This is a genomic window from Sphingobacterium sp. CZ-2, from assembly GCF_004526235.1.
Lineage (GTDB): Bacteria > Bacteroidota > Bacteroidia > Sphingobacteriales > Sphingobacteriaceae > Sphingobacterium > Sphingobacterium tenebrionis.
Genome location: NZ_CP038159.1, coordinates 3,101,175 through 3,114,566, shown reverse-complemented (window position 1 = coordinate 3,114,566; position 13,392 = coordinate 3,101,175). Strand labels below are relative to the sequence as shown.

General features: G+C 39.9%; 16 protein-coding genes. 8 read left to right on the top strand and 8 right to left on the bottom strand.

The window, feature by feature from the left end:
- Positions 1–3: 3 nt before the first annotated feature.
- Both E3D81_RS13735 and E3D81_RS17255 read left to right on the top strand, forming a co-directional pair.
- The gene (locus E3D81_RS13735) at positions 4–729 is read left to right on the top strand and encodes an MIP/aquaporin family protein (RefSeq protein ID WP_134777816.1); all 726 of its coding nucleotides are present in this window, start codon (positions 4–6) and stop codon (positions 727–729) included.
- A gap of 18 nt (positions 730–747) precedes the next feature.
- Positions 748–894 carry a hypothetical protein gene (locus tag E3D81_RS17255; RefSeq protein ID WP_167554311.1) on the top strand — a complete coding sequence of 49 codons (147 nt, stop codon included), beginning with the start codon at positions 748–750 and terminating at the stop codon, positions 892–894.
- 15 nt (positions 895–909) lie between these two features.
- On the opposite strand, the gene E3D81_RS13730 is transcribed toward E3D81_RS17255, so the two are convergent.
- Entirely contained in the window at positions 910–1,758 is an 849-nt protein-coding gene (locus E3D81_RS13730; RefSeq protein WP_134777815.1) for a mechanosensitive ion channel family protein, read from the bottom strand.
- Positions 1,759–1,842: 84 nt separating this feature from the next.
- On the opposite strand from E3D81_RS13730, the gene E3D81_RS13725 reads away from it, so the two are divergent.
- Both E3D81_RS13725 and E3D81_RS13720 read left to right on the top strand, forming a co-directional pair.
- Positions 1,843–3,012: a cysteine desulfurase family protein gene (locus tag E3D81_RS13725; RefSeq protein ID WP_134777814.1), complete on the top strand. Its 1,170-nt coding sequence runs from the start codon at positions 1,843–1,845 to the stop codon at positions 3,010–3,012.
- A gap of 136 nt (positions 3,013–3,148) precedes the next feature.
- Complete coding sequence (locus E3D81_RS13720) at positions 3,149–3,475, top strand: HesB/IscA family protein (RefSeq protein WP_099365666.1); 327 nt, start codon at positions 3,149–3,151, stop codon at positions 3,473–3,475.
- A 128-nt stretch (positions 3,476–3,603) separates the two neighbouring features.
- Here E3D81_RS13720 and E3D81_RS13715 read toward each other — a convergent pair whose 3' ends face one another.
- From E3D81_RS13715 to E3D81_RS13705, 3 genes are read right to left on the bottom strand one after another with little or no spacing between them, the layout of a single operon-like run.
- Positions 3,604–4,674: a DUF3810 domain-containing protein gene (locus tag E3D81_RS13715; protein ID WP_134777813.1), complete on the bottom strand. Its 1,071-nt coding sequence runs from the start codon at positions 4,672–4,674 to the stop codon at positions 3,604–3,606.
- 3 nt (positions 4,675–4,677) lie between these two features.
- A complete protein-coding gene (locus E3D81_RS13710; protein ID WP_134777812.1) occupies positions 4,678–5,733 on the bottom strand; it encodes a nucleoid-associated protein in 1,056 nt (351 codons plus the stop codon).
- Positions 5,734–5,742: 9 nt separating this feature from the next.
- A complete protein-coding gene (locus E3D81_RS13705; RefSeq protein WP_245153223.1) occupies positions 5,743–6,648 on the bottom strand; it encodes a histone deacetylase in 906 nt (301 codons plus the stop codon).
- A 132-nt stretch (positions 6,649–6,780) separates the two neighbouring features.
- Here E3D81_RS13705 and E3D81_RS17250 point away from each other — a divergent pair, with 132 nt between their 5' ends.
- The 4 genes from E3D81_RS17250 (at position 6,781) to E3D81_RS13690 (ending at position 8,757) form a co-directional block, all read left to right on the top strand.
- Positions 6,781–6,951 (top strand): hypothetical protein, encoded by a 171-nt coding sequence (locus E3D81_RS17250; protein WP_167554310.1) that lies wholly within the window; start codon positions 6,781–6,783, stop codon positions 6,949–6,951.
- Between the two features lie 77 nt (positions 6,952–7,028).
- Complete coding sequence (locus E3D81_RS13700; RefSeq protein ID WP_134777811.1) at positions 7,029–7,358, top strand: hypothetical protein; 330 nt, start codon at positions 7,029–7,031, stop codon at positions 7,356–7,358.
- 28 nt (positions 7,359–7,386) lie between these two features.
- A complete protein-coding gene (locus tag E3D81_RS13695; protein WP_167554309.1) occupies positions 7,387–8,031 on the top strand; it encodes a TatD family hydrolase in 645 nt (214 codons plus the stop codon).
- Between the two features lie 3 nt (positions 8,032–8,034).
- A complete protein-coding gene (locus tag E3D81_RS13690) occupies positions 8,035–8,757 on the top strand; it encodes a ThiF family adenylyltransferase (protein ID WP_099365671.1) in 723 nt (240 codons plus the stop codon).
- A gap of 174 nt (positions 8,758–8,931) precedes the next feature.
- On the opposite strand, the gene E3D81_RS13685 is transcribed toward E3D81_RS13690, so the two are convergent.
- From E3D81_RS13685 to E3D81_RS13670, 4 genes are read right to left on the bottom strand one after another with little or no spacing between them, the layout of a single operon-like run.
- Positions 8,932–10,233, bottom strand: coding sequence for a M16 family metallopeptidase (locus E3D81_RS13685; protein ID WP_245153222.1), 1,302 nt, complete (start codon positions 10,231–10,233; stop codon positions 8,932–8,934).
- A complete protein-coding gene (locus tag E3D81_RS13680) occupies positions 10,202–11,458 on the bottom strand; it encodes a M16 family metallopeptidase (protein WP_134777809.1) in 1,257 nt (418 codons plus the stop codon). Before E3D81_RS13680 ends, E3D81_RS13685 begins: the two co-directional genes overlap by 32 nt.
- A 10-nt stretch (positions 11,459–11,468) precedes the next feature.
- Entirely contained in the window at positions 11,469–12,368 is a 900-nt protein-coding gene (hemF, locus tag E3D81_RS13675; RefSeq protein ID WP_134777808.1) for an oxygen-dependent coproporphyrinogen oxidase, read from the bottom strand.
- Entirely contained in the window at positions 12,368–13,366 is a 999-nt protein-coding gene (locus E3D81_RS13670) for an NAD(P)H-dependent glycerol-3-phosphate dehydrogenase (RefSeq protein ID WP_134777807.1), read from the bottom strand. The genes hemF and E3D81_RS13670 overlap by 1 nt, the downstream gene beginning before the upstream one ends.
- Positions 13,367–13,392 lie beyond the last annotated feature (26 nt).

Below are 13,392 nucleotides of genomic sequence, written 5' to 3'. Positions count from 1 at the left end.
AATATGAGTCCATTTTTAGCAGAATTAATAGGAACAGGTGTCATGATCCTCCTTGGAGGAGGTGTCGTGGCGAATGTGGTACTGAATAAGACCAAGGGGAATAACAGTGGTTGGATCGTTATCTCGACGGCTTGGGCATTGGCGGTATTCGTAGGCGTCAATATCGCAGGACCATACAGTGGTGCCCATTTGAACAGTGCCGTAACGATCGCCAACCTAGCGATGGGGAAATTGGACCTTGCTACTTCCCTATCTTATATCGCCGCACAATTCATTGGTGCGATGTTGGGGGCTTTAGTGGTCTGGTTGATGTACAAGAACCATTTTGATGAAACAGAAGATGCGGGAGCAAAACAAGCGGTATTCTGTACCGCCCCAGCCATCCGCAACCAACCTATCAACCTGATTTCAGAGATTGTTGGCACATTTGTATTGATCTTTACGATCCTACATTTTCAGGATGCTAAGTTTTCGGATGATCAAGTAATTGGATTAGGTTCCATTGGTGCAATTCCAGTAGCTTTCTTGGTTTGGGCCATCGGTCTTTCCTTAGGGGGAACTACAGGATATGCGATCAATCCGGCGAGGGATTTAGGCCCAAGGATCATGCATGCTATTTTACCGATCAGGAACAAGGCGGGATTTGATGGAGGATATGCTTGGGTTCCTGTAATTGGTCCGATAATTGGGGCTTTATTAGCTGTAGGACTTAATTATTTGGTCCACTAACCGCAAAAAAACAACATCATGAAGAAAGGATTCTTTAAAATATTGAACAGTATTAATCAAAAAATCTTGCCGAGTTATAGCAAGAAGGATCCCTCAAAATTAAGTAAGCTACAACAGGCCGTTGTAGCTTACCGATATTTTGTGTTGGTGAACTCGATGGATTAGACTTCTTTCAAAGGATTAAGCCTCTATTACAGGATTATCACCCGATTCATCCTTTAACATCTTCACTGTATTGATCGGGAATGTCACAGCTTGGTTTTCTAAGACATTCTTGATTTCTTCCCCTAATTCGTTCTTGGTTGCCCAATAATCTTCACGTTTTGTCCATAAACGGATATTTAAGGTAATTCCAGACTCTTTCAAGTCCCCTACTAACACTTCAGCCTTCGGCTTGTCCAATACGCGAGATTCTTTGGCAATCGTCTGCAGGATCATTTCACGTGCCTGTTTGATATTGGTATCATAAGATATCACCAAGGAAAACTGCATTCTCCGTGCCGCAATTTTTGTAAAGTTCTTGATAACAGAGTTGGCCAACGTACCATTAGGACTGAATACCCGGATACCATCATCGTCAATTAATGTGGTGTACAATAAATCGATACGTTCCACTGTTCCAGAGGATCCATTAGCACTTGAAATATAATCACCTACATCAAATGGTCTAAATAAAAGAATCAAAACCCCACCCGCGAAATTAGAAAGACTTCCTTGCAGAGCCATACCAACTGCTAGACCAAAAGCACCCAGGGCAGCCACAAATGAAGTGGTTTGAATACCCATTACGCCTGCTGCTGTAAGGTAAAGAAAAACATATAAACAAATCTTAACGATGCTTTTGATGAAGGTACGGATGGACATGTCCACATTCCTTCTTTCAAACCTTCTATCGATTAATTTTAAGATAAAGCGAATGATGTATTTTCCAAGAAATAAGATACCTAATCCGATCAAAACCGATGGTATTGCTTGGATGGTATTATCAATTAAACGTTCTAAACTTGCTTCAATATTTACAACTTTCATATAGTGTGATTTAATCTGAATCGCAAAATTAAAAATTATAAGCGTTTTTGCGATGTATGGGGATATTTTAAATAACTTTATCAGATGGGATTATTATATTTTGACAATAATGCGACCACAAAGTTGGATGATCGGGTTTTGGATTCGATGTTACCCTATCTGCGCGAATCCTATGGAAATGCATCCAGTATACAGCATAAATTAGGTCGGCAGGCAAATCATGCAGTAGAACGAGCAAGAAACCAGGTTGCGGAAGTACTTTCCTGTCAAGCCAAGGAGATATTCTTTTGCAGTGGATCTACCGAAGCTATTAATACCGTAATCAAAGGGGTTTTTCAGGCCTACCAAAAGAAAGGTAAGCATATCATAACTTGTAGAACGGAACATAAAGCGGTATTAAGCGCGTGTTCAGCTGTTGAAAAGTCAGGTGCCGAAATTCAGTTTTTGGGATCTGATGGGAATGGGTTAATTGATTTAAAAGAATTGGAAAATAGTATCCGGGAAGATACGATCCTGGTCTGTCTGATGGCTGGAAATAATGAAACTGGTGTACTTCATCCGATTTTAGAAATTGCGGAGATCTGTGCTAAGAAAGATGTGTTGTTTTTTTGTGATGCTACGCAATGGATAGGAAAATTGCCGTTGAATTTGGCGGAGGTTCCGATCGATATCCTCTGTTTGAGTGCCCATAAATTTCATGGACCAAAAGGTTCGGGAGCTTTATTTGTCAGAAGAAAAAGCAAACCGATACAGATTCCAGCGTTGATTGTTGGTGGAAATCAAGAACATGGTTTCCGTGGGGGGACATATGCCGTTCCGCAGATCGTAGGTTTGGGGGAAGCTCTCTTTTTGGCACAGGAGGCTCATTCTTTGGGAAATCTTAGGGATTATTTTGAAGAAAAGATCGCGCAGGAAATTCCGGAGGTTAATATCCATGGTAAGGAAGCGGATCGTTTGCCGAATACATCCAATGTGCATTTTACCTATGTCAGAGGTTCAGAATTGATGACGAAAGTTCCAGAAATCTGTATTTCTTCTGGTTCAGCCTGTGTTTCGGGCGATCGTGATCCATCTCATGTGTTGAAAGCGATGGGATTATCGGATGAGGAGGCTTATTGCAGTTTAAGGTTTAGTTTCAGTAGGTATAATGAATTGGAAGAGATTGATGAAGCGATTTTACAATTGAAAAAAGCGGTGGATGGTATTCGGAATTCCTCTCCTATCTGGCAGATGTATAAGGAAGGATTATTGTAGGTTTCGTCCTTTACTGTTTGTTGAATACTGTTCATCGGTTATTGTTATTCGGTCAATATGACAATTTTAAGATGAATGCCAAATCGGAGGAACTAATAAATTGATTAACTTTGTATTTTATAAAAAGGATTAAAAGATGGTTACCATAACAGATAAAGCAAAAGAACGTGTAGCAAAGATCATGAGTGATGAGAATTATGATTCAAGTTATTTTGTGAGAGTAGCGGTAGAAAGTGGAGGATGCTCTGGGTTATCCTATAAGCTTCATTTTGATAATGAGGAGAAAAAAGGCGATCAGTTTTTTGAGGATAATGGGGTTAAGATTTGTTTGGATATTAAATCGTATTTGTATTTAGCCGGAACGGAATTGGATTATTCGGATGGGTTGAATGGAAAGGGTTTTGAATTTCATAATCCAAATGCTTCCAGAACCTGCGCTTGCGGAGAAAGTTTCTCGGTATAAAAAATGGGGTTGGGCGTCATTGCGAGCTCTGCGTCATTGCGAGGAGGTACGACGAAGCAATCTTTTCACTAATCGAAAGATTGCTTCGTTCCTCGCAATGACGCGGTAGTATCTCCTCGCATTGATTATTATCTAATCAAGTCCCGCACCGAATAATTAATAATCAACCTACTTACCATCCCATACCTCGCCATTCCCTCTGCTTGATTATTATGCTTTAAATACTGATCATAAAACAATCCAGAAACATCGGAAATCCATCCAGTATATCTTTTCCAATACTCCTGCTCCTCTTTTAAGTCTGCCAACACCTTCTCCGACAGTCTATCCTTATACTGTTCAAACAAACCCTTATCCACCAAATAAAGCGAATTCAGCAAATACCTCACACTTTCATAATACGCTGCATACCTGTAAAAAGAATTCTGATGATCCTTTAATTTCACAAAAGCAATAAAATTACATTCATCCTCAAATCCAATCCCCATCTGATGTGCCAATTCATGACTTACCGTAAATGGATATCCCGCCATTGGCATCGCCCCATTAATATGTGCCTCATGCGTAAAAGGATTAAAATATCCCGATACGCCCATATAAGAAGCAAAACTATTGAACAAAGGGTTCTTAATCTTCACTTGACTATTCGAAAGCATCGGAAAAACCACATCATCCTGCATCAACCCTTCTATGTCCTGATTTATTCCCGATCTATCTTGATTCCTCCAATCCAATCCACTCCTTAATAAATTAGCCGTTTCTATATGAGCCTCCAGTACAGTCAGATGATCTTCCAAACGTACCGTATCCACTGCAATTCCCATCTGTTTACTGACTGGAATACGGTAATAATTCAAGCCCCAAGAAATATTAAAAAATGCATATATTCCCAACAAACTAACAAGAAGCGTCAAAAATGCCTTCAAACTTTCCGAGAATTTCTTTTTAAATAAGCTGACAATACTTTTCCCCAATAACACTAAGAGAAAAACGACAATCCCGGCATAAAACAGATCGCCTACACTAAAAGGAATCCAAGAGAATAGAAACTTTGGCAGGTAACTGAAAATCGGATAGAATGTTCGACTATAATTAACTTCAATCCATTCAGGAAAAGCCATTAGCACATTCAACCCAATGGTCAACAACACCAATACAGTTAACCAAATCAATCTATTCTTAATGGCCCTATTCCACATGTTTTAATCTTCGTTTTCGAAGTATAATTTATAATAATTCATTCCTTTATCCTCATCATATCCCTTTTCCAACAATTCCCTTTTGCCATGCACATAAATATGAAAGTTCTTATCCAATTTCAAAACAGACTTATAACTACTTGCCATTTTCTTTACAGCATTTCCTGCAATATCAAAATTGGATTGAAAAGGAGTTTCAAATTCATCCTCAAAAGATTGCTTATAATCCTTGAATAAACTGATGGCCTCTGGATTGGAGATTACCTCCTCATTAAATTCCTGTTCATCAAAGGTTTCCTTGGATTTGAAGTAATTCATGGATCGATTCAACAAATCAATCTTATCCGCTTTATCCATATCAAAAACCTCATCAATTTTCTCATTGACAAAGTTTTTATAAACCTTCATCAAATTGCCAGTCTGTTGGAAATTATCATTACGGGTTTTGATCTTCAGAAAATCATCCTTCCAATAAACCGCTTCAGATCCATTGGTTTGGTCAAGACATAACACCTTATAGCCTTCTTCCTGTTCTGTATTAATGATTACTACCCCTTTATCCAATTTATTGATATTGATAGCCTGTTGCTCATAGCTTACGTTCAGGCCATCCTGCTGCGGAAACACTTTCAAATATGCCTCCTTATTTTCTGACTTAAAGATACCGATGGCCTGATGCTCCTCGCCTTCCATCTGCACATTATCTAAGGCTACGACATATAATTCTCCCGACTTGATCTTTGGATGCTCGGTTACTTCAAATAAGAACTTGGCGATGGCATGCGAAAAATCCAAAAAGGAAATCTTTTTATCGAACCATTGTTTCGAAAAATAATACAGTTCGTTCAATTCCAATTCATCATTGGGATGGTAAAAGCGATAGACTTCATTTGCCTTGGCAAAGGGACGCATGAAATATTGCATCAAAAGATCAGTCAAAACTTCATCAGATTGCAAGTCAATCTCGTTATCAGATAGGGTATAAAATTCATCCTGGGCTTTATTTCCCACATGATGTATGATTAAATGTTCAAAATTTGCGTCTTGGTGAAAAAACATAATACTAATTTATAAATCAAAAACATCAATTGCACTACGGTAGGTGTTCACATGTGCATTGACAATATCCTTAATCTGGGGCGAATAACCTCCCCCCATACTTACTTCTACTGGAATACCCCTTTCCTTACAGCATTGGAAGACCATCATATCGCGCTGTTTGCATCCTGTAGGACTTAAATTAAATTTACCTAGTTTATCGGTGGCCAGCACATCTACCCCAGCTTGATAGAATACAAAATCAGGTTCTGCAAAATCCATTACCTTCTCCAAGGCTTTTAACAAGATATCTAAATAGGCCATATCATCTATTCCATCGGATAAAGCAAGGTCAAAATGGGATTTTTCTTTTTTAAAAGGGAAGTTTTTCTCCCCATGGATGGAAAAAGTGATGATATTCGGATGATCCTCGAAAATATGGGCTGTTCCATTTCCCTGGTGTACATCCAAATCAATGATCAGGATTTTCTTTGCCAATTTATGTTCATATAGATAGGCCGCTGCAACCGCCTGATCGTTCAACAAACAAAAGCCTTCACCAAAATCCTTTCCGGCGTGATGGGTGCCACCTGCGGTATTGAAAGCCACCCCATACTTAAACGCTTCTTTGCAAGCCTTGATCGTACCATCAATCAGATAAAGCTCCCGATCCACCAAACTTTTGGACATGGGGAATCCTATCCTCCTCACCATCTTGGGGTCCAATCGAAGATCCAGGAGATCATCCACATAAGCTTTATCATGTGCAAGATAGACGGTTTCCCGATCGACGAGTCCTGGTTCAAAAAAACTTTCCTTATTTACTACACCTTCATGGAGTAATTGGGCGGGGATCAATTCATATTTTAGCATTGGAAATCGATGTCCCTCAGGCAATGGATGGATATATGCAGTATGATGGGCGATTTTTAACAAAGCTTGAATTTTGTAACGAAGATATGCATTCCTTTTTTAAAATTTCATTATCTTTAATAGGTCAGTGATAGCTTCCTATGCTAAATAGACTGACAATAACCAGTATAAACAATCAAAAAAAGGAGATGGCTTATGTTCAATCGTAAAAACCAGCCTACATCAAATTCACAGGACAATACTCCTGGAAAGCATCCATTTATAAAAAGGTTTCAGGTTAAATCTACCTTGGATCCCAAACAAGAATTGCTTAAAAAAGTGATTCAGGATCTTAAGAACCGGAATTTTGTTTTCAGTTTTAATTAATATATAAAACAGAAACTGGGCTTCAACTGTTATTTGCATATACAGCAACGTTAGTTTTAACTTTATAGGTAACAGCTATGGCAATTGACATTAATGCATTATTGGACGCTGAAATCGTTCGCACAGAAGAGGATTCCATGACACAAAGTCTAGTGGTGACCCTATTGGTAGATAGTGAATTAGGTGACCATGCGCAGGAGAAAAAGTTCCGATTTGACCATGTTACCCATTATTCCCGTTCAGAAATCCCTTATGAAGGCTACCCGGTAATCTTAGAAGTATCGGAGGTAGTACCGGAAATCGATAAGACTTTTGATGTGGATCATAGTCGGAAACGGTTCAAGATCGATACCACCTCAGGCATCGTGGTCCTTGAATTTGAGCGTTGTGAGGAAATTGAAGCTTAATCAGGATTAATTCCTAATTTTACATCTCGTGTATATCAACATCCATACCCATCATCCCTATGCAGACAGTAAGCATCTGGAAATTCCAAATGTGATCGTTTCGAAGGATTACCTGACGCAGACCCCATGTTGTGCAGGCATTCATCCTTGGTATATCGATGAAAACTTCGAGAAACAATTTGAAGCGCTAAAAATCTATGTGGCCAAAGAGGGCGTTATTGCTGTAGGCGAATGTGGCTTGGATAAAATGAACGGGCCATCACTTGAACGACAAACAATGGCTTTTGAACGGCAAATTGAATTGGCAATAGAAGTTCAAAAACCCTTGGTGATTCATTGCGTACGGTCCTATTCCGAGGTACTGACCTCCTTGATGCGCTTAAAAACCGATGTTCCCGTTGTATTCCATGGTTTCGCAAAGAATTGGGAACTCGCTAAAAGCCTGTTGCACCATGGTTATTACCTTTCCCTAGGCCCCCTGATCTTAAAAGGGCAGCATGAAGAACTTGTACAAAACATCCCTTTAGACCGTTTATTCTTAGAAACAGACGATAAACAGGTTAAAATCTCCGATATTTATGCTTATTTTTGCCACGCTCGAAAAGTGGACAAGAAAGAATTGGAAGAGCAGATTACAAAAAATTTCACGGAGGTTTTTAACTATAGTTTATAATTCATGATGGATTTATCTTGGCTTTCCCGGACCGAAGCATTGGTTGGTCGGGAAGCATTAGAGAAATTGGCAAATTCCCATGTTATGGTATTGGGTTTAGGCGGTGTTGGTTCGTTTGCAGCCGAATTTTTATGTCGTTCTGGTGTTGGAAAAATGACCATTATCGACGCAGATACGGTAGATCCCAGCAATAGGAACAGGCAATTGCCGGCATTGGCGACCAATCATGGCGAGCCCAAAGCACAGATCATGAAAGAACGGTTATTGGCCATTAACCCCGAGTTGGAATTGAATGTTATCCAAGAATTCATCCTTCCGCAAAGTATCCCCGGACTATTAGAACTGAAACCTGATTATTGTGTGGAGGCGATTGATAGTATCACGCCGAAGTTATTTTTTATCCGCTTGGCGTTGGATGCTAAGATTCCATTTGTGAGTTCCATGGGTGCTGGCGGGAAATTGGATCCTACAAAATTGAAGATATCGGATATTGGAAAGACGTATAATTGTAAGTTGGCCCAGCATATTAGAAAGAAGCTGAAAAAACATGGGATTAAGAAGGGCGTGAAAGTAGTTTTTTCAACTGAACTTCCAGATAAGGAATCGTTGTTGTATACGGATGGAAGTAATTTTAAGAAATCGGCCTATGGAACGATGTCTTATTTGCCAGCTGCATTTGGTGGAGCCTTGGCATCGGTTGCTATTCAGGATTTGATGAAATCTTGATTTTAATATTTTTTGATGGTTTTATCATCGGCATGATGATATTCATTTATGTCATCCTGAGCGGAGTCGAAGGATCTGTAAGGTGGTATACGAACAGATCCTTCGACTTCGCTCAGGATGACAAGAAAAAGTAGTCAGGATGACATGCAATACACTCAGGATGACAAGAAAAACCTACTTCACCTCTCCTACCACGACCTTTAACATATCATCAAATCCCAGATATTGTTGGGCAAGATCCTGTACCTGTTCAGGAGTTATTTCTTTAATTATCTCCGTATAATTATGATAATATCCTAAATCCAAGCCCGAAAAGAATACCGACTTGAACTTATCCACGTGCGAGAAAATAGATTCCAAGCTTCCCAACATACTCCCCAACATATAATTCCGCACCAATTCCATTTCTTTCTCTGAAGCCTTTTCCTGTTGGAGCTTTTCGATCTCCTTTTGTATCTCCGCAAGTGTAGCTTTGGTATATTCCGTTCCTACATCCGTAGAAATACTTAAAAATCCGGCATGGTTCAAATTGGCAAGCATGGAACCGATACTATACGTATAGCCCTTATCCTCTCGGATATTTCCCATCAACCGAGAACCAAAATATCCGCCAAACATTGTGTTCACAAACTGAAGAGCGGGGTAATCCGGATGCGTCCGTTGGATGGAAACTTTTCCCAATCGAATACTGGACTGCATGGCATCCGGTTTTTGGATAACCTGTAGATCTAAAAATTGACTTCCTTCGCTCTGAAATGGGGTATATTCCAACGATTCCGTTCCATCCCATTGGTTTTCAAAATAATTGCGGAAAAGATCCAATGTTTCCTCCGATATATTACCGGATAAGAACAACACACCATTCTGAGGTTGAATCTGTTTTTTGTACAATTGGGTAAGATCCGAACGCGTCAATCCATCCAATATTCCCTCGGTTACCGATCGACCATACCTGGTATTCCCAAAAAGCTGATTATAAAAAGCCCTACGCGCAACAAAATCAGATTTCTCCAAGGAGATCTGTAGACTTTGCTTATTGTTACGGATGTAGGTATCCAACTCTTTTTGAGGAATCTGTGCGGCTGTCAGCACCTCATGCACCACCGGTAAAACCGAATGTACATGCTTGTTGAGGGTATAAAGCGTTAATGCATTATGATCATAACTAAATTCAGGCACTAGATAAGCACCATAAAAATCAATCTGCGAAGCAATCTCAGCTGAACTCAATTTGATAGTCCCTTCCTTCAACATGGAACTCAAGGCTGAATTCCTGGTCGGATTCTCCGGTTTTTCAAATAGGTTCTTGAAAACGAATTCTGCTTTCAACAACTCCTGTTCGGGTGCATGAAAAAGAAACACCTGCAGTCCGTTCTTAAAAACCAATGATTCCGGTTTTTCGATTTGGATCTCATCGATCGATTTCAAAGCTGGCGGATCAAATCTATTCAGCATATGCTCCTTTCTTTTGGGCATGATATATTAACGTAGATGAGTTCTCTTTTCGAAAAGTTTCCTTCGCAAAACGCTGGATATCGGTACAGCTTACCTGCATATATTTTTCTATTTCCTGATTATAAAGGTCTGCATTTCCCAAAAGCTCATAAAAAGAAAGGTTCATGGCCTTATCCAGAATGGACAATTCTGCAAAACGCATGGTCGATTCTACTTTGTTCTTCACTTTGGTCAATTCCTCTTCCGAGATGGATTCATTAGATAAAGCTTCCAATTCCTGCCAAAGCGCCTTTTCCGCTTCCTCGGTACTCACCGCCTCATGGGGCTTACCTTCTACTACGATCAGGTTATTATCTATACTTCCCAGCACATAGGCATTCACTTCGGAAAACAGATGCCGTTCCTTCACCAACCGACGGTATAGCCTTGCGGAAGTTCCACGCGATAACACATCGGTCAACAAATCAGCGATGTAATAATCATCATGTAAACGATCGACCGTATGGAAAGCCAAATAAACAGCATCCACCGGAACGGCAGCATTCACTTCCAGTTTTCGGGGCGCTAATTGGCGTGGCTCCTGTGGAATATTTCGCAGATTGGGTTCTGTAGCTGGAATATCGCCGAACCATTTTTCGGTTAATTGTTTAACCTCCGCTAACTTTACATTTCCGGTAATGGCCATGATAGCATTGTTTGGCGCATAAAATTTCTTGAAAAATGCTTTCACATCTTCCATTTTTGCCTCTTCAATATGCTTGATTTCCTTACCTATGGTTGCCCATTTGTAAGGGTGAACCTGATAGGCTAATTCCCGAAGTCTCAACCAAACATCGCCGTAAGGCTGGTTCAGATAGCGTTGCTTAAACTCTTCAATAACCACATTTCGTTGCACCTCCAAACCCTGTTCATTGAAAGCGAGTCCCATCATCCGATCAGACTCCAACCAAAAGGCCGTTTCGAGGTTATTTGCAGGTAGCGTAATGTAATAATTGGTGATATCGTTTGAGGTAAAGGCATTATTCTCACCTCCTACCCGTTGTAATGGCTGATCATAACTTGGGATATGAACCGACCCACTGAACATCAGGTGTTCGAACAGATGGGCAAACCCTGTTTTGTCTTCTTGTTCATCCCGAGCACCCACATCATATAGGATATTCATGCATGCCATGGAACTATGGGGATCTTCGTGTACCAAGACCCGCAATCCATTCGGTAGAACGAACTTTTCGTATTTTATCATTTATGTTTTTTTATCCAACCCAGTTAATGCCCTTTTTTAATAGACCAAGGGTTTTCTCTTCTTTAGAACCTGGTTGGGCCTGAAAATTATAGAACCAGTTTGCCTGTTCCGGTAAGCTCATGAGGATAGACTCAATCCTTCCATTGGTTTCCAAACCAAATTTTGTCCCGGAATCATATACGAGATTGAATTCTACGTATCTTCCCCGACGTAACAGTTGCCAGTCTTTCTCTTCTTTGGTAAAGGATTTATCGTGATTTCTATTAACGATTTCGGTATAGATTTTTGGGAACAACCGACCTAAAGCACAAGAAAAATCAAAAATTTCCTCCATGGAAACCCCAGCTTTTTCGGGAGTTAACTTATCATAGAATATTCCGCCAATCCCTCTGGTTTCATTTCTGTGTTTAATATAGAAATAATTATCCGCCCAGGTTTTGAACTCCTCATAAAATTGAGCGGAATATTGATCACAAACCGCTTTCAATGCCTGATGAAAATCCTTAGCATCTTCTTCGATCACATAGTGTGGCGTTAAATCAATTCCTCCACCGAACCATCGGATGTTTTCATTGAGTTCGAAATAGCGGATATTCATATGGATAATAGGTACCCAAGGATTATTCGGATGGATTACGATGGATACTCCAGTAGCAAAAAACTGGTCCTCCTCTACGCCAAAAGCTTTCTTTATCGGTGCAGGCAATTCCCCATGTACCGCAGAGAAATTAACCCCTCCTTTTTCTAGGATATCTCCATGTTGAATAATTCGGGTCCTACCCCCACCTCCACCTTCTCTTTCCCATAGTTCTTCTTGGAAAACAGCTTTTCCGTCCAATTTTTCTAAGGCTTGGGTAATCTCCTCCTGGATCTCTTTATATTTTTCAGCAATCTGTTCTTTTGTGATCATTACGTAAGTTGTTCGGTCAATTTTTTCACTTCTAATATTGCCGGTTGGTTCTTATACAAAATATTGTAAACGGTATTGCAGATCGGCATTTCCAAATGGTGTTCATGGATGATATCCTGTATACAGCCGGATGCAAAATAACCTTCCGCCACCATATTCATTTCCAATTGCGCAGACTTCACAGAATAGCCCTTTCCAATCATATTTCCGAAGGTCCTATTTCTGCTGAATTGAGAATATGAGGTCACTAAAAGGTCTCCTAAATAAGCAGATTGATTGATTTCTCTTTTTTGCGGATCAATAACATTCACAAAATGCTCCATTTCACGAATGGCATTCGAAATCAAAACTGCCTGGAAGTTATCACCAAATCCTAAACCATGGCATATTCCACAGGCTAACGCATATATATTTTTAAGTACTGCCCCATATTCAACACCTAATAAATCGTTGGAAACAACCGTTTTAATATAGTGTGTTTGGAAGTATTGTGCAACAACAGCAGAGTTTGCCGTGTTTTTCGAAGCAAAGGTCAAATAAGATAATTTTTCCAGAGACACTTCTTCGGCATGGCAAGGCCCTCCTACGACTACGATATCCTCTAGTGCAACTTGAAATTTACTGTTCAAGAATTCGCCTACGATCATTTTAATGGAAGGCACAATTCCTTTAATGGCAGATACCACCAACTTATTTTGAAAATCGTTTGGGGATAATTCCTTAAGCGCATCTTCTAAATACGCAGCCGGGGTGTTCAAAATGATGATATCAGAGTTTTCAAACACCTCCTTAACTTCTTGGAAAAGATCGATCTTGTCCAATTTAATTTCAACAGCGCTTAAATAGGATGGATTATGATGGTAGGTTTCAATATACTCCAAATCCTCTTGCCGGCGAACCCACCAATTTATCTGTTTTTCTTGTTGGTTATCGGTCAGCATCTTGATCATGGCTGTTGCCCAACTTCCGCTACCTATAACTCCAATTTTTATCGACATCTATATAAAATCGTTTGATGAAACAA

Coding starts and splice junctions, on each gene's coding strand:
- E3D81_RS13735 (WP_134777816.1), top strand. CDS start 4: ATGAGTCCATTTTTAGCAGAATTAATAGGAACAGGTGTCATGATCCTC.
- E3D81_RS13700 (WP_134777811.1), top strand. CDS start 7,029: ATGGCAATTGACATTAATGCATTATTGGACGCTGAAATCGTTCGCACA.
- E3D81_RS13730 (WP_134777815.1), bottom strand. CDS start 1,758: ATGAAAGTTGTAAATATTGAAGCAAGTTTAGAACGTTTAATTGATAAT.
- E3D81_RS13680 (WP_134777809.1), bottom strand. CDS start 11,458: ATGATAAAATACGAAAAGTTCGTTCTACCGAATGGATTGCGGGTCTTG.
- E3D81_RS13690 (WP_099365671.1), top strand. CDS start 8,035: ATGATGGATTTATCTTGGCTTTCCCGGACCGAAGCATTGGTTGGTCGG.
- hemF (WP_134777808.1), bottom strand. CDS start 12,368: ATGATCACAAAAGAACAGATTGCTGAAAAATATAAAGAGATCCAGGAG.
- E3D81_RS13720 (WP_099365666.1), top strand. CDS start 3,149: ATGGTTACCATAACAGATAAAGCAAAAGAACGTGTAGCAAAGATCATG.
- E3D81_RS13715 (WP_134777813.1), bottom strand. CDS start 4,674: ATGTGGAATAGGGCCATTAAGAATAGATTGATTTGGTTAACTGTATTG.
- E3D81_RS13670 (WP_134777807.1), bottom strand. CDS start 13,366: ATGTCGATAAAAATTGGAGTTATAGGTAGCGGAAGTTGGGCAACAGCC.
- E3D81_RS13685 (WP_245153222.1), bottom strand. CDS start 10,233: ATGCCCAAAAGAAAGGAGCATATGCTGAATAGATTTGATCCGCCAGCT.
- E3D81_RS17255 (WP_167554311.1), top strand. CDS start 748: ATGAAGAAAGGATTCTTTAAAATATTGAACAGTATTAATCAAAAAATC.
- E3D81_RS13710 (WP_134777812.1), bottom strand. CDS start 5,733: ATGTTTTTTCACCAAGACGCAAATTTTGAACATTTAATCATACATCAT.
- E3D81_RS13725 (WP_134777814.1), top strand. CDS start 1,843: ATGGGATTATTATATTTTGACAATAATGCGACCACAAAGTTGGATGAT.
- E3D81_RS17250 (WP_167554310.1), top strand. CDS start 6,781: ATGTTCAATCGTAAAAACCAGCCTACATCAAATTCACAGGACAATACT.